This window comes from Desulfuromonas versatilis, from assembly GCF_019704135.1.
Taxonomy (GTDB): Bacteria; Desulfobacterota; Desulfuromonadia; order Desulfuromonadales; family NIT-T3; genus Desulfuromonas_A; species Desulfuromonas_A versatilis.
This window is the reverse complement of the sequence record NZ_AP024355.1, coordinates 4,587,936-4,605,838: the sequence shown is the minus strand read 5'-3', so window position 1 is coordinate 4,605,838 and position 17,903 is coordinate 4,587,936. Positions and strand designations below refer to the sequence as shown.

Genomic DNA, 17,903 nt, shown 5'->3' with positions numbered 1-17,903 from the left:
GTACGGCGGCTGAAGGAGCGCATGGGGAAGGACCGGGCTCTGAGTCAGGCTTTGGATAGTATTAAGAAGCAACTGGGGACGCAGGAAATAATTTTTGACAAGACCCGACCCCAAAGGTCAAAGGTATAACGTGCATGGGCGGGGACAGGCACCTTCGGAGCCGGTCCCCTTTGGCGGGCCACCCGATCTGGTGATCGGGTGGCCCTGTTTTTGGCAATGGATGCGTCTTGTTGGAAGGCTTTCTGGTCAAGTAGAATGAACAGCTGCGATCCGCACCGATGCTGTTTTGCTGAGCTTAACGAGAACCCTTGGGGGCTTTGATTTCCATTTCCGGAGCGAACTGCAGTTTTTTCTCCCCCCGGTTGTTCAGGTACTTTTCCAGCTCCAGGTCGACGGTTTCAGGCACCTCCACCTTGGCTGCGGCAAGTGCCTGGCGCAGGAAACTGTCGGCTTGGGCTGCATAGCGTTTTGCATCCCCCAGAACCCTGAGGGTTTCCGGAGGGTTGTGGAATCCGGTCGAGTTCTCGTTCTGGATGAACATGATCCGGTAAAACGCCTCTTCGTAGGCGTCTTTGGCCTGGTCGTAAAGGGCGTTGTCTATGATAATTCCTTCAGCCTGGGCACCATGGGTCAGCTCGAAGAGCTTCGCCACCCGGGCGGTCGCATAACCATTGCGGATCAGCAGGGAGGCGACCTCGTCCTGGATGGCGAATACCTTCTCCCGCAGCGTTTCCGCATCCTCCTCGTGGCACTGGGCGCAAGCCTTGAGGTCGTTTTTCAGCGGGCTCATGATCCGATGGTCGGAGATCGTCTCCCCGTTGCTTTCGGACGCGGGCATGTGACAGTCGGCGCAGGAGAGCCCCTGCTGCCAGTGCGGGCTGTTTCGGGAGAAGAGCTCGAATTCGGGATGGCGCACAAAACCGAGCTTGAAGCCGGTCACGCTCTGGGTCCACTCGCCGTAAGCAGGGTTGCTGCGGATATTCTCGATGATGTTCTCGATGCTGACATCTCCCCATTTGCCGCCGCTCCAGGGGAAGACCACATCCGTCGATTTCATCGCCTGGTCCTTGGGGATGCTGTAGGTCACATGACACTGGGCGCAGACCAGGGAGCGCTTGTCCTGCTCGGAGAAAGCGGCCTGGTCCTTGCCGAGTGCCTGCAGGGCCTTGCCCAGGGTGAAACCGCGGGAGATCTTCAGCGACAGGTCGCCGCTTTGGTGGCAGTCGGCACAGGCGACGCCGAGCAACTGGTCCTTGGCGGGGATTTTGGAGCGCACCTCCTCAAACGGCTTGCTGAAATAATCGCTCCCCATTTTACCGTACAGCGCCGGCGCGTAGGGGGTCTTACAGCTCAGGCAGGAACCGCCCGCCTTAAGCCGCGCCGGCTCGACCTCGAGCTGGTCGCGGACCATGTAGACGTGGCCGCGCGGTTCGGTGAACTCGACCCCGTAACCCCACCCCTTGAGCAGCAGTGCGAGGTAGGGGTATTCGTCGATTTTGTTGTAGATGATGCCGTCGGTATCAAACCCTCTCTTGTACCGGCTCTTGCCCACCGGGGTCGGCTCGGCGGTACTCTTCCACGACTCGTACTGGGCCGGATAGGCGGCACCCCAAACCTCGGGGTCGATGGTCCCTTCGGCGATCTTTGCGGGACCGTTTTCGCTCTCGACCCCGGCTGCGGCATGGCCTCCCACTGCCCGGGTCCCGACCAGGATGAACAGGGCCAAAATAAAGATTGGAGCTGACTTGAAATACCACGTTTTTCTCATTGGCTTCTAACCTCTCTGGAGCGTTGGTGGAACCTGCATGCCACGCAACGGAACCTCCCACAGGCACCGGCCGGCGCTCCTGCCTTTCAGCACAGCCCGTGCCAAGGGCGGAGAAAAGCCTTAGCCTGCTGATTTGAACGAGTTTTTTGGAGAAAAGCATCCAGGAAGGAGGGCGACGCGCGAACTCGACCAGGTTACGGGGTCGTAACGCGCCGGGAGGAAAGGGTTACGGCATCTCCCACTTTCTCAGTTTTTCCCACAGGGTTTTTCTGGAAATCCCAAGAATTTTGGCGGCCTCGGCCTTTTTGCCGCCGCTAAGGCTCAGCGCCTCAGCAACCAGCTGTTTTTCCACCGCTTGCATCCGCTCGGCCAGCCCTTCGGCGTTTTGCGACAGAGGGGGCCAAGCCGCCTGAGAGCTCAGGGCGGAGCCGGTCATCTCTTCCGGCAGGTCTGCCGTGGTGAGTTCATCCCCTTGCCCCAGGGCGACGGAGCGCTCCAGGGCGTTCTTTAACTCCCTGACATTGCCGGGATAGGGGTAGCGCAACAGGGTCTGGGTCGCCTCCTTGGTCATCCGCTTGAGCGGCTTGTTCATCGCCGCCGAAAATTGGGCGAGAAACAGTTCGGCGAGCGCCAGGATATCCTCGCGCCTTTCCCGCAAGGGGGGCAGGTGAACGGGGATGACGTTCAGCCGGTAGAAGAGGTCCTGGCGAAACCGCCCCGCCTCCATTTCCCGGCGCAGATCCCTGTTGGTAGCGGCCACGATCCTGACATCGACCGGGATTTCCCGGGCCCCGCCGATGCGCTCGACCTTCTTTTCCTGCAGCACCCGCAGCAGCTTGGTCTGGGCCGGCAGGGACATCTCGCCGATTTCATCGAGAAAGAGCGTGCCGCCGCTGGCCTGCTCGAACTTGCCCGGGCGCGCCTGGGAGGCTCCGGTGAAGGCCCCCTTTTCGTGGCCGAAGAGTTCGGCTTCGAGCAGATTTTCCGGCAGGGCCGCGCAGTTGATGTTTACCAGGGGGGCTTTCTTGCGCCCGCTTTGCCGATGCAGAGCACGCGCCACCAGTTCCTTGCCGGTGCCGTTCTCGCCGGTGATCAGTACCGTTGAATCGAGCCCGGCGGCGGCCATGATGGTCTGGAAAACCGGCTGCATGGCCGCACTTTTGCCGACCATGCCGGCGAACTCCTGCCCGGCCTGCACCTGTTCGCGCAGCCGCAGGTTTTCTTCCCTGAGCCGGTTCTTCTCGGTTATGTCGCGGCTGACCATCAGGGTACCGACGTAATGGCCATGGCCGGTGCGGATCGGGTAGTAGCTGTTCTCAAAAGACTTGCCCTTGACCTGTATGGTGCGGGTCGCAAAGGGGATCTCGCGGCTTTTGAGCCCCTCGAGAAGCTTTTCTATCCGATTTGCCGCCCGCGGGGAGTGGGTCTTCAACAGGTGTCGTCCCACATAGTTGCAGGCGCGGATGTTGCGGATCGCCTCGGCGGCGGCGTTGACGAACCTGATCCGGTCCTTGTGATCGGCAAAGACGATCCCTTCGCCCATGCTGGCGAGGATGGTTCGAAAAACGGTGTGATCCATCAGATCCTCTGAATTCAATGGAGCCTCCTGCCCGCGTTACAAAGGCGTAACGTCATTGCCCTGGGTTCACCCCTCCCGGCTATTGCCCCAACCTGCCTAAGGTTTCTACCCCCCGAATTTTTCCGTCGGGCCGGAGCTCAAGGCAACCCTCTGTTTTAAAGGAAGAAGTCGTCTTTTGCCGCCGCCGCAGGACCCTGTAATCAATGCGTCAATGCCTAACCGGGTATAGCTCTTGCCAGTACCCGGGAAATCCCGCACCGTGCTGGGTGGTGCGATGCCCTTGCGGTTTTTTGCTCTACCCCCTGAAAATGGGAGCCCAAGATTTGACAAGAAGACGCCTATCCATCCTGATGCGACGAAATCTTCCGGTCCGGCGGCGCTTGCGGCGCCTTCCAAAGCGCTGCAAGGCCCCGCTCCTGGGCTCTCGTCCGCCGATGTCGGTGCGGTACGCTTGCTGGAGTTTTCTCAGCGGAACTCTCGGGCTCCTGGCCATTCACTGGATAACCAGCCTCGTCGGACATCCCCTGCTGATCGGCTCTTTTGGGGCCTCGGCCGTCCTGCTTTTCGGCGCCACCGACTCCCCCCTGGCCCAACCCCGCAATCTGGTCGCCGGTCATCTCGTCTCCGCCCTGGTTGCGGTGCTCGTGGTCGCCCTGTTCGGCTCCAATCAACTGAGCATAACCGTCGGGGTGGGGCTGGCCATTTTCGCGATGAACCTGACCCACACCACCCATCCTCCAGGCGGAGCCACTGCCCTGATCGGCGTGCAGGGGGCCGCCGGCCCGGAATACATCCTCGTCCCGGTGCTTGGCGGGGCCTTGATCCTGCTGGCGACAGCACTTTTTACCAACAATGTGGTTTATCATCGCAGATACCCCACCCACTGGCTTGAGCTTGATGACAATACGTCGACCAGGGAAGGAAAAGTATGACCTACATCAAGGGAGAGAAAATCCCCTCGTTGTACCCTGAGATATCCCGGAAGGACTTCGTCGCGTATTAACACCTCGCAAGGAACGGATGACCATGCTTAAAAAAACGTTGCTCGGCCTCACCCTCGTTTTGCTTTTCCCCCTCCCGGCCATGGCGTTGCCGACAATCACCTGTCATTGCTTCACCGATCGATCATACGACCCCTCGCGCCCTGCGGCCGCTGACCCGTATTTTCTGGCCTCGATCCAAAACACCTTCTTTGCCGCCGTCTTTGATATCGACAAGAAATCGATCGTGAAGAAAAAGCAAAAGGGGACCGCCATGGAAGACCTCTGGGTCGCCTATTGGGTCGCCGACAAGTCAGGCTTATCACCGGAAGTTCTGCTTCAAGCCCGGCAGGAAAAAAACAACTGGCGGGAAGTCCTCGACACCTCCGGCCTCAGCGCGGAATCCTTGGGGGCTCCCTTCTTCAGGATCTTGGCCTCCGCAAATTCCGATCCCTTCCTTGACCGGGCGGTGGTCGACGAGCTGTTCGCCAGATACCAGTTGCTGGAGCCGGCTGAACTGGAAGCTGTCCGCCAAAGCGGCGCCTCGAACCCGGAGTTGATCATTGCCACCCTGATTTCCACCAGGACAGGACAAGCGGTTGAACGGATCTACCAGGAGGTGAAGGTCGGGAACACGACTTGGGGAGAACTCCTCGATGGAGCGAAGATCGATCTGGTTGAAATGCAAAAGGAGGTTTCAGCCCTTCTGAAATTGACCGCAGGCTAACAACCGATGGCCAAGGGGAGAGAAACTATGCAATTGGGAATCGATATGACCAAACCCGGTTTCTGGCTTTCGCTTATCCAGTGGGGATTACGGAAGGGGTCAAATCTTTATTGTTGACAATTCCGGAGACGGCCTGTAGAAGAAGGTATGGCCAGACCGTTACGCATCCAGTATCCAGGCGCGGTATATAATGTGACATGCCGCGGAAATGAGCGAAGAAACATCTTCCAGGGGGATGACGACCGCAAAGGCTTCCTGCGCATCCTTTCCCAATCCCTGAACATCTACGCCGTCAAACTCCATGCCTATGTCCTCATGGACAACCATTTTCATCTGCTGGTGGAGACGCCCCTTGGCAATCTGGCCGAATTCATGCGGCACTTCAACATCAGTTACACCAGTTTCTTCAATCGTCGCCACCGACGCGTGGGGCACCTTTACCAAGGAAGATACAAAAGCATTCTGGTAGAAAAAGAATCCTACCTGTCCACCCTTTCCCGTTACATTCATTTGAATCCGATCAGAGTTCATCAGTTTGAAAAGGGAGATCCTATAAAAAAAGTAGAGCACCTCTACCACTATCCATGGAGCAGTCTTCCCGGATATCTCGACACGGGTAAGCGGGAAGTGATGGTGGACTACACGTTTGTCTTGGCCGATTATGGGGGCGATACGCCAAAGGGAAGAGCCGCGTACGGGAAGCAGCTCGTTGCCGATATTGATGAAAAACTCGATATAAAGAGCGATGTTTTCGGCCAGAGCATTATCGGCGGCGGAGACTTCATAAACTGGGTGAAAGAGTCATTTCTTGAGAGCGGCGAATCGCGCGAGCAGCCTTCCGCAGGCAAAATCAAACACTATCGACAAAAAGAAGCGATACTCGTGCTGATCGAGGAGGAAACGGGAAAAAACCTTGAAACATTGAAATCCGAGAAGGGCAACCTTCGGCGATTGACGATGGATCTGTTGTATCGCCACGGGGGGCTCAAGGGGCCAGAGATAGGCGCGCTGTTTGACGTCGACTACAGCGCGGTGAGTCAGGAACGGAAGCGGTTGCGGGAACGGGTTACCCATGACCGTAAGCTTGAAGACCTGGTATGCAGGTTGGAAGACGCCTTGTCAACAATAAAGATTTGACCCCGTAGTTCCTGTCTAAGCGTCGCCACTATCAAGTACGCAATACCCCATGGGCCATGTTTTTTAACGGGGAAATACAACACCAAAAAGCGGACGGCCTCTCCTCTCGGCAGTGCATGGTAGCATGGCGCCAATAAAAGTTTCTGCTCTTACAAATGAGAGCTCTGCTCCAGGATGGTTTTTTAGGATATCGCGCTCCTGCTTGACTTGGGCCAACTCTCGCTTGACCCGGTCGAGCTCCTGCTCGACCTCTGTCAACGGGCGCTGCTGCCCTCCAATGCCACCGAGCTTCCCGGCCTTGAAGGCTCTCACCCAGTTTTCGAGGGTGGATTTCGGCAGGGAAAGCTGGCGGGATGCCTCGTAGGCAGACATGCCGCCTTCAACAACCAATTTCACGGCCTCTCTCCGAAACTCCTTCGAGTAGCGGCCGTTAGGACCTCTCGTCATTTCGACACCTCCGTTAAATGGGGTAATTAACATTGGTGTCCGATTTTTTCAACTTACCCCAAAGCCTTGATGTTAAAAGCCCTTTCTTCTGCTCCTAGTTGGTCCGCCGATCCAGCGAGCGGTACTGGATCGCCTCGGCCAGATGGGGCTGCTGGATCTGTTCGCTGCCGGCCAGATCGGCGATGGTGCGCGCGACCTTGAGGACGCGGGTGTAGGTGCGCGCCGAGAGGCCCAGCCGGTCGGTGACCATCTCCAGCAGCTGCTGGCCGGCCTGGTCCACCGCGCAGAACTTGCGGATGTGCCGGGCCTGCATCTGGGCGTTGGCGTGCAGGCCGTACTGCTTCAGGCGCCCGAGCTGCACCTCGCGGGCCGCGTCGACCCGCCCACGGACCTGTTCGCTCGGCTCGGCGTCGACGGGGTCGGCGAGATCCTTGTGCGGGACCCGCGGCACCTCGACGTGCAGGTCGATGCGGTCGAGCAGCGGGCCCGAGATGCGGGTGCGGTAGCGCTGCACCATCAGCGGGGTGCAGGTGCAGTCGTGCTGGGGGTCGCCCTGGTAGCCGCAGGGGCAGGGGTTCATGGCGGCGACCAGCATGAAGCTGGCCGGGTAGGTGAGGGTCTGCGCGGCGCGGCTGATGGTGACCTGGCCGTCCTCGAGGGGCTGGCGCAGCATCTCCAGCACGTTCTTCTTGAACTCGGGCAGCTCGTCGAGAAACAGCACCCCGTTGTGGGCCAGGCTGACCTCGCCCGGCTTGGGGTGGGGGCCGCCGCCGATCAGCCCGGCATCGGAGATGGTGTGGTGGGGGCTGCGAAAAGGGCGCACCGCGACCACCGCGTCCTGCTGGGGGAGCAGGCCGGTGATGGAGTGGATCTTGGTGGTCTCCAGGGCCTCGGCGAAGCTCTGCGCCGGCAGGATGGTGGCGATGCGCCGGGCAAGCATGGTCTTGCCGCTGCCGGGTGGACCGACCATCAGTAAATTGTGCGAGCCCGCCGCGGCGACCTCGAGGGCGCGCTTGACGTGCTCCTGGCCGCGCACCTCGGCGAAGTCTTCGGCGTGGCGGGCGGCGCGGCGGAACATGTCATCGATGTCCACGGCGCAGGGTTCGAGTTGCCGCGCGCCGTTGAGAAAATCGACCACCTCGCCCAGGTCGCGCACCCCGTAGGTCGGCACCGAGTCGACGATCGCCCCCTCGCGGGCATTCTCCTCGGGGAGGATCAGCCCGTCCACGTCCCAGCCGCGGGCGGCCACCGCCACCGGCAGGGAGCCGCGCACCGGCTTGATGCGCCCGTCCAGCGAGAGCTCACCCATCAGCACGAAACGCCTGGCGCGCTCGGCAGGAACCACGCCGGTGGCCGTGAGCAGGCCGAGGGCCATGGGCAGGTCGAAGGCGGCGCCGTCCTTCTTGATATCGGCCGGCGCCAGGTTGATGGTGATGCGGCGGGCGGGAAACTCGTAGCCCGAGTTCTTGATCGCCGACTTGACCCGGTCCTTGCTCTCTTTGACCGCTCCCTCGGGCAGGCCGACGGTGGCGAACTGGGGCAGCCCCTGGGCGATGTCGACCTCGACCTCGACGGGGTAGGCGTCGATGCCGATCAGCGCCCCGGACAATACCTTGGCGAGCATGCTCCCTCCTGACGATGAGTCGGATTAAATCAACGAGGGCTCATTTTTAACAGAAAAGCCCCGGCACGGCAACCCTTTATCGGGTGCCGGCCGGGGCTTTGGCGGGATTATAGAGGGGAAGGGGGCTTTTATTCCCGGTCCATCAGGTACTTTTCGGCCATGATGGCGGCTACCGCCCCGTCGCCCACGGCGGTGGCGATCTGCTTGAGGATCTTCTTGCGCACGTCGCCGGCGGCGAACACCCCGGGCATCGAGGTGCGGCACTCGGCGTCGGTCAGGATGTGCCCGTCGGGGTCGAGCTGCAGCACCTCGGCGAGAAAATGCGCCTTGGGGGTGACGCCGATGGCGACGAACAGCCCCTGCAGCTCGAGGGAGCGTTTTTCTCCGCTGGAGAGGTCCTTGAGTTCCACGGCGTGCATCCCCGAGGCGTCCCCCTCGACCCGTTCCACCGCGCTGTTCCAGAGGATCTCGATCTTCTCGTTGGCCTTGAGCCGTTCCTGGAGAATTTTGGTGGCGCGCAACTCGTCGCGGCGGTGGACGATGTAGACCTTGCTGGCGAAGCGGGTCAGAAACAGCGCCTCCTCGGCCGCGGTGTCGCCGCCGCCGACGATGGCCACCGGCACGTTGCGGAAAAAGGCGCCGTCGCAGGTGGCGCAGTAGCTGACGCCGCGGCCGGTGAACTCCTGCTCGCCGGGAATGTCGAGTTTGCGCGGCTCGGCGCCGGTGGTGATGATGACGGTCCGGGTGCGGATCGGTTTGCCGTCCACCACCACGGATTTCTCTTCGCCCTCATCGACCAGGCTCTCCACCTCGCCGTATTCGATCTGCAGGCCGAACTCCTGGCAGTGCTCCTGGAAGCGGACCATCAGGTCCGGGCCGTCGATGCCGCCGGGGAAGCCGGGGTAGTTCTCGACCTTGGTGGTGGTCATGACCTGGCCGCCCATGATCATGCGTTCCACCAGCAGGGTCTTGAGTTTGGCGCGCGAGGTATAGAGACCGGCGGTCAGCCCGGCGGGGCCGCCGCCGATGATGACGACGTCGTAGAGTTGTTCGGACATGGGGCGCTCCTGAGATTTAGGATGCCGAAACCTTAGCACAGGGCGCGGCAAATGTGAACCGCTTAGCGGCGCCGGCCCGGGGGACAAGCGCCTTGATTTTCATTGGAGCCTCTGTCTAGAATGACAGAGACTTCAGCATCGGGAAGGACGGCACCCATGAGCGACGGAGGACACCTCGATCGCAGCATCACCCGCGGCTTCGGCTTTGCCATCGCCCTGACTTCGGTCACCCTGGTGGCCGAGGCCCTCGGCGGCTGGTGGACCAACTCCCTGGCGCTGCTCTCCGACGCCGCCCACGTCTTCATGGACCTGTTCGCCCTGGTCCTCTCCCTGGCGGCCATCAAGCTGGCCAACCTTCCCGCCAGCAACCGGCGTACCTACGGGTTCCACCGCGCCGAAATCTTCGCCTCGCTGATCAACGGCTCGACCCTGATCCTGATCGCCTTCGGCATCCTCCACGAGGCCTGGGGGCGGCTGCTGCACCCCGAGGCGGTCAAGAGCAAGGAGATGTTCATCATCGCCACCATCGGCCTGGTGATGAACCTGGCCGCCGCCAGCCGCCTGCACCAGCACTCCCACGACGATCTCAACGTGCGCAGCGCCTTTCTGCACGTGATCGGCGACGCCATCGCCTCGGTGGGGGTGATCATCGGCGGCCTGATCATGATCTACACCCAGTGGTACGTGCTCGATGCGCTGATCTCGGTGGGGATCGTCGCGATCATCGGCTGGGGGGCGGTCCGCATCATCCGCGAGGCGGGGCATATCCTGCTCGAGGGGGTGCCGGCCCACGTGGATGTCGACGAGGTGGTGGCCAAGATGAAGGCGGTCGAGGGGGTCAACGACGTGCATCACCTGCACTGCTGGTCGATCTGCTCGCACATCACCTCGCTGTCGGCGCACATCGACATCGAGCCCGATTACCGGCTGCGCCAGGGGGAGATCATCGGCGAGATCGAGGAAATGCTCGACCACGACTACCACATCACCCATTCCACCCTGCAGGGGGAGTGCTCCAAGTGCCTCACGGGACCGGTGGTGCAGCAGCTCCGCCATCGACCCCGGCGCTCCAGTCTCTGTTCCCACGGCCACGGCGGGCACGACCACGGCCATCATCACTGACGGGATCGTCATCTCAGCCCTATGAAGCGATTTCTACTCTGGACCCTGGTGTTTCTGGCCCTGCTGCTGGCCGCCGACCAGGCGCTGATCCGACTGCCGGCCGAGCCGCCGGCGCTGGCCGCGGTACGGGATTTTTACCAGGACTTCCGGCGGCGCCTGGTTGGCCTGGTGGACGGGGGCGGGGACCGCTCCATCGAGGCGCTCATCGAACGGGCCGAATCTTCGCCCGCCCGGCCGCCGAAGCCGGAGCGTCCCCGCTCCTCAGCGCAGGCCAAACCGCCTGCCTCCCGAGCGGCGGCGCAGCCGGCCCCCCCCAGCTCCAGCCAGCCGCCTCAGGCCCCCGTAACCGGGCCGCGCTATCTCTATGTCGACGGCCAGGGCGACTTGCAGTTCGCCGACTCGCTCGAGGAGGTGCCGGCGGCGTTTCGCAAGGACGCCCAGCCCCTGCAGAAGTAAGGGGGGGGGATGAAAAAAGCAGGCCTTGCGGGCCTGCTTTTTTGTTGAACCGGGTGCGGGCTTCGCCCCGGTTCAGCGGTAGGGATTGAAGCGGTCCGTGTCCCAGGGGTGGGTGTCGAGGGTCTGTTCCTTGTGCCCGTAGCGGCTGCCCATGGTCTCCTCGCTGTTGGCCATGGCCCAGCTGCGCCTTGCGCCCTCGCACAGCACCTCGAGCCGCTCGTCCCGGCAGGCGAGCACCTTGCCGGTCTCGTGGGTCTCCAGGTTCTCCACGAATTTCTCCTCCCCTGCCAGAACCGCGCTGCAGAGCCTGTTGAAATCGCTGCGTTTCATGTCGCTACTCCCCATGATCTGCGGTTTTCTACCAGTATAGCATCCGCCGGCGGTCTGTCCGGCCGTCCCCGGGGCAGGCGAATCAGGGCAGGGTGCCGTAGATTTCCGGACGCCGGTCCTGGTAGCAGCGGATCTGCGAGCGGTAGCTGGTCATCTCCTCGAAGTTGAACAGGGCGCTGAGCTCGGTTTCGGTTTCCCCCCCCTCGGCGAGGATCTCGCCGCGCGGCGAGATCAGCAGGCTCATGCCGAAGAAATCGAGCTTCCCTTGAATCCCGCAGCAATTGGCGGCGGCGACGAACAGCTGGTTTTCGATGGCGCGGGCGCGCAGCAGGGTTCGCCAGTGCTCCTGCCGGGGCTTGGGCCATTCGGCCGGAACGCAGAGGATTTCCGCCCCTTCCAGGGCCAGCTTGCGGAACAGCTCGGGAAAACGCAGGTCGTAGCAGATCGCCACCCCGAGCCGTCCCACCGAGGTCGATACCACCAGGGCGGCGTCGCCGGCGGCCAGGAAGCGGTCCTCGCCCATGGTGGAGAACAGGTGCAGCTTGCGATATCTGCCGGCGATGCGCCCGTTGTCGACGACAAAGGCGGTATTGTAGATGCGCCCGTCGACCTTTTCCGGCAGACTGCCGACGGTGACCATGTTTTTTTCCGCGGTGAGTCCTTTGAGGATCTCCAGGACCCGGGGGGTTTCCTCGGCCAGGGCCGCCAGGCGTTTGTAGGCATAGCCGCTGCTCCACATCTCCGGCAGCACCACGAGTCGGGCGTCTTTTTCTCTAACCCGGCGGATTCCCGCCAGTGCCTTCTGCAGGTTGGCCTCCACTTCACCCAGCTCGATGTTGAACTGCACGGCGGCGGCGCAGACTTTTCGCTCCATTTCAATCCCCTTCATGAAAATTGTAGAACAGCGTTATCGGATCCCTGGTGGCGGCTTCGATATTGGCCAGATTCCGATTATAAAAGAGTGTGCCGGAGGTACGCAAGGGCCCCGTGACGGCACCGGATTTTCTTGACCCCCCTCTTTAAAGCGTGATAAACAAATGCGATGTTTTATTAGAAAGTGGGCCAGACGGTCTTTTTCTTGCAGTATCCCCGGCCATTCATCCCGGCGACGGATCCCCCTGCTGCTGGGATAGGCGATTTCCGGGGGTTCGTTGAGATTCGGTTTTATCAGCGAGGGTATGCAATGAAGGCAAAGATTGCCACTTTTCTGGTCATGCTTGCCTTTTGGGTGATCATGTCCGGCATGTTCGACGGCTTTCACCTGAGCCTCGGCGTGGTCTGCTGTTTGCTCGTGGCCCACTTCAGCCATGAGTTGCTCTTCCCCCGGCCGCCCGGCCCGGGGTTCCTGCGCCAGGTGCTGGGCCTGCTGCTGTATGTCCCCTGGCTGTTCTGGCAGATTCTGGTGGCCAACCTGCAGGTGACCTACATCGTCCTGCACCCCAGGATGCTGGACTTGATCGATCCCACCGTGTTTCGTTTCAAGACCACCCTTAAGAGCCCTTTCTCCAAGGTTACCTTCGCCCAGTCCATCACCCTCACCCCCGGGACCATCACGGTCAGCGTCCATGACGACGAGTTCGCCGTCTATGCGCTGACCCGCAGCGCCGCCGAATCCCTGCCGGGCGAGATGGAGCGCCGGATTGCCGTTGCCCTGGAGGGCCAATCGTGATCGAAAACGTCTTTCTATATGCCGGCATCGCCCTGGTGGTGCTCATGGCGTTCACCCTGGTACGGGTGGTGGGCGGCCCCTCGGTGCTCGACCGGATTCTCGGCGGCAACGTCATCGGCACCAAGACCACCGTTCTGCTGCTGATCATCGGGGTGCTCTATGACGATGTCGGCATGTTTGTCGATATCGCCATCGCCTACGCCCTGCTCAACTTCATCGCCACCCTGGCGGCTGCCAAGTATTTCCTGCGCCGGGGCGGCGTGCACCTGGAGAGCGAAAAACAGGGGGAGGGATAACCCATGACCGTGGTCGCCGCCGTTCTGATCATCGCCGGTCTGTTCTTCTTTGCCGTGGGCACCCTCGGCATCCTGCGCTTTCCCGATTTCTATACCCGGCTGCATGCCGCGGGCAAATGCGATTCGCTGGCCGCCGAGCTGGTGATCCTCGGCATCGCCCTGTACAACCTGGTGGATTTTACCCCGGGCAACCTGCTGGTGAGTCTCAAGATCCTGGCCATCGCCGGGTTTGTGTTCGTGGCCAGCCCCACCGCCACCCACGCCCTGACCGAATCGGCCCTGATCGTCGGCGTGGAACCCTGGGAAAAGAAAAGGGGGTCGAAATGATCTGGCAACTGGACCTGCTGATCCTCGCCCTGGTGGTGGTCTGCGCCCTGGCCGCCATCACCCTCAAGGACCTGCTTTCGGCCACGGTGGTGTTCGGGGCCTACAGTTTCCTGATGTGTCTGCTGTGGGCCGAGATGGGGGCGGTGGACGTGGCCTTCACCGAGGCCACGGTGGGCGCGGGGATCAGCACTGTTTTGTTCATCGCCGCGATTTTGCGCACCAGCCGCAGGAGTAAGGATTGAAAACGCTCGCGCTTCTGGCCTCGCTGGCCGTCGGGGCAGTGCTGCTCTACGGCACCAAGGACTTTCCCGCCTGGGGCGACCCTCAGTCTCCGGCCAGCGTTCACCTCTCGCCGCATTATATCCAGAATGCCGTGGCCGAGACCCACGTCCCCAACCTGGTCACCGCGGTGCTGGGTGATTACCGCGGCTACGACACCATGTTCGAAACCGTGGTCATCTTCTGCGCCGGCGCGGCCGTGGTCAGCGTGCTGCGGAGGTCCAAGTCATGAAGCGCATCCAGGAGCTGGCGAAAACCCGGCAGCTGGGCGAGAGCCCGATTATCCAGGTTTCGGTGCGTCTGCTGGTCCCCTTCATCCAGCTGTTCGGCCTCTACATCATCGTTCACGGCCATTACAGCCCCGGCGGCGGCTTCCAGGGGGGGGTGGTGCTCGGCGCCTCCTTCGTGCTGCTGGCCCTCGCCTTCGACCTGAAGACCTCGCTGCGGCACATGTCGGAGAGGGCCAACGCCATCCTCGGCAACCTCGGGGCGCTGATCTTTACCGGCACCGCGGTTATCTGCGCCCTGCTGGGGGGGCTGTTTCTCGATTACAGCGCCCTCGACCGCATCATCCCCCTGGGGCCCATCGAGTGGCGCTCCATGGGGATCTTCATAGTCGAGGTCGGGGTTGGACTGGCGGTCATGAGCATCATGGCCTCACTGTACTGGGACCTGGGCAGCGGCGGCGAACTGGACGAGGGGCTTTGAGATGGAATCGGTGCTGAGCGTGATCGTGGCCAAGTACAACTACTGGGTCTACGTGGTGCTGATGATGATCGGGTTCTACGCCATGATCGGCAAACGCAACCTGGTCAAGAAGCTGATCGGCATGAACATCTTCCAGACCGCAATCATCCTGTTTTTTGTCTCCACCGGGGTGAAGCGCGGCGGCGGTATTCCCATCCTCGACAAGTACGAGGTGCTCGAGCACGGGGTGCGCGTGGCCTCCGTCGACAACCCCCTGCCCCATGTGCTGATGCTTACCGCCATCGTCGTTTCGGTCAGCGTCACCGGAGTCGCCCTGGCGATCCTGCAGCGCATTCACCGCGAGTACGGAACCCTCGAGGAAGACGAGATTCTGGAGAAGATCGGCCGATGAGCACCACCAACCTGCATATGTATGCCCTGGCGGCGCCGCTGCTGACGGCCTTTTTTGTCAACATCTTCGGCCGGCGCTCCGCCCGCGTGGTGACGACGCTGGTGCTGGGGGCGCTGTCGTTGGCGGCCCTGACCTCGCTGGCGCTGCTGGTCCGGGTGCTGCAGAGCGGCGCCTTCAGCTACACGGTGGGCAACTGGAAGCCCCCCTACGGCATCGAGCTGTACATCGATCCCATGTGCGCGCTGATGCTGCTGCTGATCAACCTGGTGGCCCTGGCCGCGGCCAGCGCGGCGCTCAAGAGCACCGCCCAGGAACTGCCCGGCCGCCAGCACCTGTTCTTCACCCTCTACCTGATCCTGATCGCCGGGTTGATGGGGCTGTCGATGAGCGCCGACGCCTTCAACCTCTACGTGCTGCTCGAGATCACCTCCATCACCAGTTACGGGCTAATCGCCATGGGCCGGGGCCGGGCGGTGCTCTCCAGCTTCAATTACGTGATCATGGGCTCCATCGGCGCCTGCTTCTACCTGCTCGGGGTGGGCTACTTCTACATCCTGACCGGTTCGCTGAACATGGCGGACATCGCCTCGATCATTCCCGGGCTGCAGGCCGGCGCGGCGCTCTCCACCGCCTTCGCCTTTCTGATGGTGGGGCTGCTGGTGAAGATGGCCTTCTTCCCGCTGCACGGCTGGCTGCCCAACGCCTACTCCCACGCGCCCACCGGTGCCGGGGTGATGATGGCGCCGCTGATGACCAAGGTGACGGTGTTTCTGCTGATCCGCCTGCGCTTTCTCATGTTTCCGCCCGAATACGAGTTCTTCACCCGGCTCGAGATCCGCTCGCTGCTGGTCTGGGCGGCGGCCGTGGCCATCGTCTGCGCCTCGGCGCTGGCCCTGGCCCAGCGGGATCTGCGGCGGATGCTGACCTACATCCTGATCGCCGAGGTCGGCTACATGGTGGGCGGCTTCTGGCTGGCCAACCTGCAGGGGATGACCGGCACCATGCTGCATATCGTCAACGATGCGCTGATGACCCTGTGCCTGTTCCTGGTGGCCGCGGCGATCGTCTACCGCACCGGCAGCCTGAGCTTCGACAGCCTGCAGGGGCTCTATCGGCGGATGCCGGTGACCATGGCGGCCTTCACCGTCGGCGCCTTCTCGATGATCGGGGTGCCGCCGACCTGCGGCTTTTTCAGCAAGTGGTACCTGATTCTCGGCGGGGTCGAGGCGGGGCAGTGGGGCTACGTGGCGGCGTTGGTGTTCAGCAGTCTGGTCAACGCGGTGCTGTTTTTCCGCATCATCGAGATCGCCTATTTCCGGACCGGGCACGGCCAAGAGGCGCCGCAGCTGGCCGAGGCGCCGCTGATGATCCTCAAGCCGCTGGTGCTCACCGCCATCGCCCTGATCGCGGTCGGCCTAGGCACCGGCCCGCTGGTGTCCGGCATCATCCGCCTGAGCATTCCCGGCGGTTTCTGAGATGCCGGTGGTTCTTGAACCGGGCCTGTCTCCGGCCTCCTTTTTCTTGCGGTACTGACCGATGTCTATGCAATCCTCCATTCTGCCCCTGGCGGCCGTGCTGATCTCCCTGCTCGGCACCGTCCCGATCATGCTCTCGGGGCGCAGCCCCAACCTGCGCGAATCCTGGACCCTGCTGGTGGCGGTGGGCAAACTTTGCCTGGTCGCCACGATGCTGCCGGCGGTGCTGCGCGGCGAGCAGTTCGTCTTCACCCTGTGCCAGGTGGTTCCGGGGGTCCCCATCGAGCTGCGGGTCGACGCCATGGGGATGTTCTTCGCCCTGGTCGCCTCCTTCTTGTGGATCTTCACCTCCCTGTATTCCATCGGCTACATGCGCGCCCTGGGGGAACACGACCAGACCCGCTATTTCGCCTCTTTCGCCATGGCCATCTCCGCCACCATCGGGGTGGCTTTCGCCGGCAACCTGCTGACCCTCTACCTGTTCTACGAGGTGCTCTCGCTCTCCACCTACCCGCTGGTGACCCACGAGCAGAACGCCGAGGCGCGGGCCTCGGGGCGCAAGTACCTCACCTACATCCTCGGCACCTCCATCGGCCTGGCGTTGCCGGCCATGCTCATCACCTATCAGCTGGCCGGCACCCTCGACTTCACCCAGGGAGGAATCCTCGCCGGCACCGGCTCGCCGGCGGTTCTGAGCCTGCTGCTGGTGCTGTTCGTGCTCGGCTTCGCCAAGGCGGGGATCATGCCCTTTCACGGTTGGCTGCCGGCGGCCATGGTGGCGCCGACCCCGGTCAGCAGCTTTCTGCACGGCGTGGCCGTGGTCAAGGTGGGGGTCTTCTCCATCCTGCGGGTGGTCTTCGACATTTTCGGCCCCGGGCTGCTGCAGAACCTCGATCTGGGCGTGGCGCTGACCTATTTCGTTTCGGTGACCATCCTGGTCGCCTCGCTGGTCGCCCTGACCCAGGACAACCTCAAGCGGCGCCTCGCCTATTCCACCATCGGCCAGCTCTCCTACATGGTGCTCGGCGCCGGCATGCTCTCGGCGGCGGGGATGACCGGCGGGGTGCTGCACATCGCCATGCACGCCTTCGGCAAGATCACCCTGTTCTTCTGCGCCGGGGCGATCTACGTGGCCAGCCACAAGAAATACATCAGCGAGATGGACGGGCTCGGCCGGCGCATGCCGGTCACCTACGGCGCCTTTTTCCTCGGCTCGCTCTCGATCATCGGCATGCCCCCCCTGGGCGGGTTTCTGAGCAAGTGGAACCTGCTGGTCGGCGCCCTGCAGGCTGACCAGCTGGTGCTGGTCGTGGTGCTGCTGGTCAGCTCGCTGCTCAACGCCGCCTACTTTCTGCCCATCGTCTACCGGGGCTTTTTCGCCAAGCCGAAGCAGGAGGGCGGGGCCGGAATCCAGGAGGCGCCGCTGCTGTGCCTGATTCCGCTGTCGGTGACCGCCCTGGGTTCGCTGGCCCTGTTCTTCTTCCCCGACGTGCTGCTGCAGCTGATCCGCCAGGCCCTTTTCCCGTAAGG

20 protein-coding genes and 1 pseudogene are annotated in these 17,903 nt (G+C 62.3%); 14 read left to right on the top strand and 7 right to left on the bottom strand.

The genetic code is table 11. The features are described from left to right. Positions 1-295: 295 nt before the first annotated feature. Positions 296-1,768, bottom strand: a complete 1,473-nt coding sequence (locus DESUT3_RS20600) for an ammonia-forming cytochrome c nitrite reductase subunit c552 (RefSeq protein WP_221250375.1) — start codon at positions 1,766-1,768, stop codon at positions 296-298. 226 nt (positions 1,769-1,994) lie between these two features. Continuing rightward, complete coding sequence (locus DESUT3_RS20595) at positions 1,995-3,347, bottom strand: sigma-54 interaction domain-containing protein (protein WP_221250374.1); 1,353 nt, start codon at positions 3,345-3,347, stop codon at positions 1,995-1,997. Positions 3,348-3,697: 350 nt separating this feature from the next. On the opposite strand from DESUT3_RS20595, the gene DESUT3_RS20590 reads away from it, so the two are divergent. From DESUT3_RS20590 to DESUT3_RS20580, 3 genes are all read left to right on the top strand, one after another. After that, a complete protein-coding gene (locus DESUT3_RS20590; protein WP_404827060.1) occupies positions 3,698-4,279 on the top strand; it encodes an HPP family protein in 582 nt (193 codons plus the stop codon). A 94-nt stretch (positions 4,280-4,373) separates the two neighbouring features. Next, positions 4,374-5,054, top strand: coding sequence for a hypothetical protein (locus DESUT3_RS20585; RefSeq protein WP_221250373.1), 681 nt, complete (start codon positions 4,374-4,376; stop codon positions 5,052-5,054). A gap of 147 nt (positions 5,055-5,201) precedes the next feature. Further along, positions 5,202-6,191 carry a transposase gene (locus DESUT3_RS20580; protein ID WP_221250372.1) on the top strand — a complete coding sequence of 330 codons (990 nt, stop codon included), beginning with the start codon at positions 5,202-5,204 and terminating at the stop codon, positions 6,189-6,191. Between the two features lie 180 nt (positions 6,192-6,371). Here the strand turns inward: DESUT3_RS20580 and DESUT3_RS21055 are convergent. The 3 genes and pseudogenes from DESUT3_RS21055 to trxB form a co-directional block, all read right to left on the bottom strand. Then, a pseudogene (locus tag DESUT3_RS21055) lies at positions 6,372-6,638 on the bottom strand (transposase); the annotation flags it as partial. A 94-nt stretch (positions 6,639-6,732) separates the two neighbouring features. Further along, entirely contained in the window at positions 6,733-8,262 is a 1,530-nt protein-coding gene (locus tag DESUT3_RS20570; protein ID WP_221250370.1) for a YifB family Mg chelatase-like AAA ATPase, read from the bottom strand. Positions 8,263-8,390: 128 nt separating this feature from the next. Next, positions 8,391-9,320 carry a thioredoxin-disulfide reductase gene (gene trxB, locus DESUT3_RS20565; RefSeq protein ID WP_221250369.1) on the bottom strand — a complete coding sequence of 310 codons (930 nt, stop codon included), beginning with the start codon at positions 9,318-9,320 and terminating at the stop codon, positions 8,391-8,393. A 156-nt stretch (positions 9,321-9,476) separates the two neighbouring features. On the opposite strand from trxB, the gene DESUT3_RS20560 reads away from it, so the two are divergent. After that, positions 9,477-10,442 carry a cation diffusion facilitator family transporter gene (locus tag DESUT3_RS20560; RefSeq protein ID WP_221250368.1) on the top strand — a complete coding sequence of 322 codons (966 nt, stop codon included), beginning with the start codon at positions 9,477-9,479 and terminating at the stop codon, positions 10,440-10,442. 21 nt (positions 10,443-10,463) lie between these two features. Continuing rightward, positions 10,464-10,898, top strand: coding sequence for a hypothetical protein (locus DESUT3_RS20555; protein ID WP_221250367.1), 435 nt, complete (start codon positions 10,464-10,466; stop codon positions 10,896-10,898). Positions 10,899-10,970: 72 nt separating this feature from the next. Here the strand turns inward: DESUT3_RS20555 and DESUT3_RS20550 are convergent, their stop codons facing one another. Together DESUT3_RS20550 and DESUT3_RS20545 are read right to left on the bottom strand one after the other, a co-directional pair. Then, the gene (locus DESUT3_RS20550) at positions 10,971-11,228 is read right to left on the bottom strand and encodes a hypothetical protein (RefSeq protein WP_221250366.1); all 258 of its coding nucleotides are present in this window, start codon (positions 11,226-11,228) and stop codon (positions 10,971-10,973) included. Between the two features lie 82 nt (positions 11,229-11,310). Beyond that, positions 11,311-12,102: a carbon-nitrogen family hydrolase gene (locus DESUT3_RS20545; protein WP_221250365.1), complete on the bottom strand. Its 792-nt coding sequence runs from the start codon at positions 12,100-12,102 to the stop codon at positions 11,311-11,313. 309 nt (positions 12,103-12,411) lie between these two features. Between DESUT3_RS20545 and DESUT3_RS20540 the strand changes: the two genes are divergently transcribed. The 9 genes from DESUT3_RS20540 to DESUT3_RS20500 all read left to right on the top strand — a co-directional run bounded on the left by DESUT3_RS20540 (position 12,412) and on the right by DESUT3_RS20500 (position 17,901). Beyond that, positions 12,412-12,897, top strand: a complete 486-nt coding sequence (locus DESUT3_RS20540) for a Na+/H+ antiporter subunit E (RefSeq protein ID WP_221250364.1) — start codon at positions 12,412-12,414, stop codon at positions 12,895-12,897. Further along, the gene (locus DESUT3_RS20535) at positions 12,894-13,193 is read left to right on the top strand and encodes a monovalent cation/H+ antiporter complex subunit F (RefSeq protein WP_221250363.1); all 300 of its coding nucleotides are present in this window, start codon (positions 12,894-12,896) and stop codon (positions 13,191-13,193) included. Before DESUT3_RS20540 ends, DESUT3_RS20535 begins: the two co-directional genes overlap by 4 nt. A 3-nt stretch (positions 13,194-13,196) precedes the next feature. Next, positions 13,197-13,520 carry a monovalent cation/H(+) antiporter subunit G gene (gene mnhG, locus DESUT3_RS20530; protein ID WP_221250362.1) on the top strand — a complete coding sequence of 108 codons (324 nt, stop codon included), beginning with the start codon at positions 13,197-13,199 and terminating at the stop codon, positions 13,518-13,520. Next, a complete protein-coding gene (locus tag DESUT3_RS20525; RefSeq protein ID WP_221250361.1) occupies positions 13,517-13,762 on the top strand; it encodes a Na(+)/H(+) antiporter subunit B in 246 nt (81 codons plus the stop codon). Before mnhG ends, DESUT3_RS20525 begins: the two co-directional genes overlap by 4 nt. Continuing rightward, a complete protein-coding gene (mbhE, locus tag DESUT3_RS20520; protein WP_221250360.1) occupies positions 13,759-14,031 on the top strand; it encodes a hydrogen gas-evolving membrane-bound hydrogenase subunit E in 273 nt (90 codons plus the stop codon). The genes DESUT3_RS20525 and mbhE overlap by 4 nt, the downstream gene beginning before the upstream one ends. Continuing rightward, positions 14,028-14,507 (top strand): Na(+)/H(+) antiporter subunit B, encoded by a 480-nt coding sequence (locus DESUT3_RS20515; RefSeq protein ID WP_221250359.1) that lies wholly within the window; start codon positions 14,028-14,030, stop codon positions 14,505-14,507. Before mbhE ends, DESUT3_RS20515 begins: the two co-directional genes overlap by 4 nt. Before the next feature lies 1 nt (position 14,508). Beyond that, entirely contained in the window at positions 14,509-14,898 is a 390-nt protein-coding gene (locus DESUT3_RS20510) for a cation:proton antiporter subunit C (protein ID WP_221250358.1), read from the top strand. Further along, positions 14,895-16,373, top strand: coding sequence for a complex I subunit 5 family protein (locus DESUT3_RS20505; RefSeq protein ID WP_221250357.1), 1,479 nt, complete (start codon positions 14,895-14,897; stop codon positions 16,371-16,373). Before DESUT3_RS20510 ends, DESUT3_RS20505 begins: the two co-directional genes overlap by 4 nt. Positions 16,374-16,434: 61 nt before the next feature. After that, on the top strand, positions 16,435-17,901 hold the full coding sequence (locus DESUT3_RS20500; protein ID WP_225911576.1) for a monovalent cation/H+ antiporter subunit D family protein: 1,467 nt from the start codon (positions 16,435-16,437) through the stop codon (positions 17,899-17,901). The last annotated feature ends 2 nt before the right edge of the window (positions 17,902-17,903 follow it).

Excerpts from the sequence above, each read along its gene's own strand:
- DESUT3_RS20600 (WP_221250375.1), bottom strand. The coding sequence starts at position 1,768 with ATGAGAAAAACGTGGTATTTCAAGTCAGCTCCAATCTTTATTTTGGCC.
- DESUT3_RS20595 (WP_221250374.1), bottom strand. The coding sequence starts at position 3,347 with ATGGATCACACCGTTTTTCGAACCATCCTCGCCAGCATGGGCGAAGGG.
- DESUT3_RS20590 (WP_404827060.1), top strand. The coding sequence starts at position 3,698 with ATGCGACGAAATCTTCCGGTCCGGCGGCGCTTGCGGCGCCTTCCAAAG.
- DESUT3_RS20585 (WP_221250373.1), top strand. The coding sequence starts at position 4,374 with ATGCTTAAAAAAACGTTGCTCGGCCTCACCCTCGTTTTGCTTTTCCCC.
- DESUT3_RS20580 (WP_221250372.1), top strand. The coding sequence starts at position 5,202 with ATGGCCAGACCGTTACGCATCCAGTATCCAGGCGCGGTATATAATGTG.
- DESUT3_RS20570 (WP_221250370.1), bottom strand. The coding sequence starts at position 8,262 with ATGCTCGCCAAGGTATTGTCCGGGGCGCTGATCGGCATCGACGCCTAC.
- trxB (WP_221250369.1), bottom strand. The coding sequence starts at position 9,320 with ATGTCCGAACAACTCTACGACGTCGTCATCATCGGCGGCGGCCCCGCC.
- DESUT3_RS20560 (WP_221250368.1), top strand. The coding sequence starts at position 9,477 with ATGAGCGACGGAGGACACCTCGATCGCAGCATCACCCGCGGCTTCGGC.
- DESUT3_RS20555 (WP_221250367.1), top strand. The coding sequence starts at position 10,464 with ATGAAGCGATTTCTACTCTGGACCCTGGTGTTTCTGGCCCTGCTGCTG.
- DESUT3_RS20550 (WP_221250366.1), bottom strand. The coding sequence starts at position 11,228 with ATGAAACGCAGCGATTTCAACAGGCTCTGCAGCGCGGTTCTGGCAGGG.
- DESUT3_RS20545 (WP_221250365.1), bottom strand. The coding sequence starts at position 12,102 with ATGGAGCGAAAAGTCTGCGCCGCCGCCGTGCAGTTCAACATCGAGCTG.
- DESUT3_RS20540 (WP_221250364.1), top strand. The coding sequence starts at position 12,412 with ATGAAGGCAAAGATTGCCACTTTTCTGGTCATGCTTGCCTTTTGGGTG.
- mnhG (WP_221250362.1), top strand. The coding sequence starts at position 13,197 with ATGACCGTGGTCGCCGCCGTTCTGATCATCGCCGGTCTGTTCTTCTTT.
- DESUT3_RS20525 (WP_221250361.1), top strand. The coding sequence starts at position 13,517 with ATGATCTGGCAACTGGACCTGCTGATCCTCGCCCTGGTGGTGGTCTGC.
- DESUT3_RS20515 (WP_221250359.1), top strand. The coding sequence starts at position 14,028 with ATGAAGCGCATCCAGGAGCTGGCGAAAACCCGGCAGCTGGGCGAGAGC.
- DESUT3_RS20510 (WP_221250358.1), top strand. The coding sequence starts at position 14,509 with ATGGAATCGGTGCTGAGCGTGATCGTGGCCAAGTACAACTACTGGGTC.
- DESUT3_RS20505 (WP_221250357.1), top strand. The coding sequence starts at position 14,895 with ATGAGCACCACCAACCTGCATATGTATGCCCTGGCGGCGCCGCTGCTG.
- DESUT3_RS20500 (WP_225911576.1), top strand. The coding sequence starts at position 16,435 with ATGTCTATGCAATCCTCCATTCTGCCCCTGGCGGCCGTGCTGATCTCC.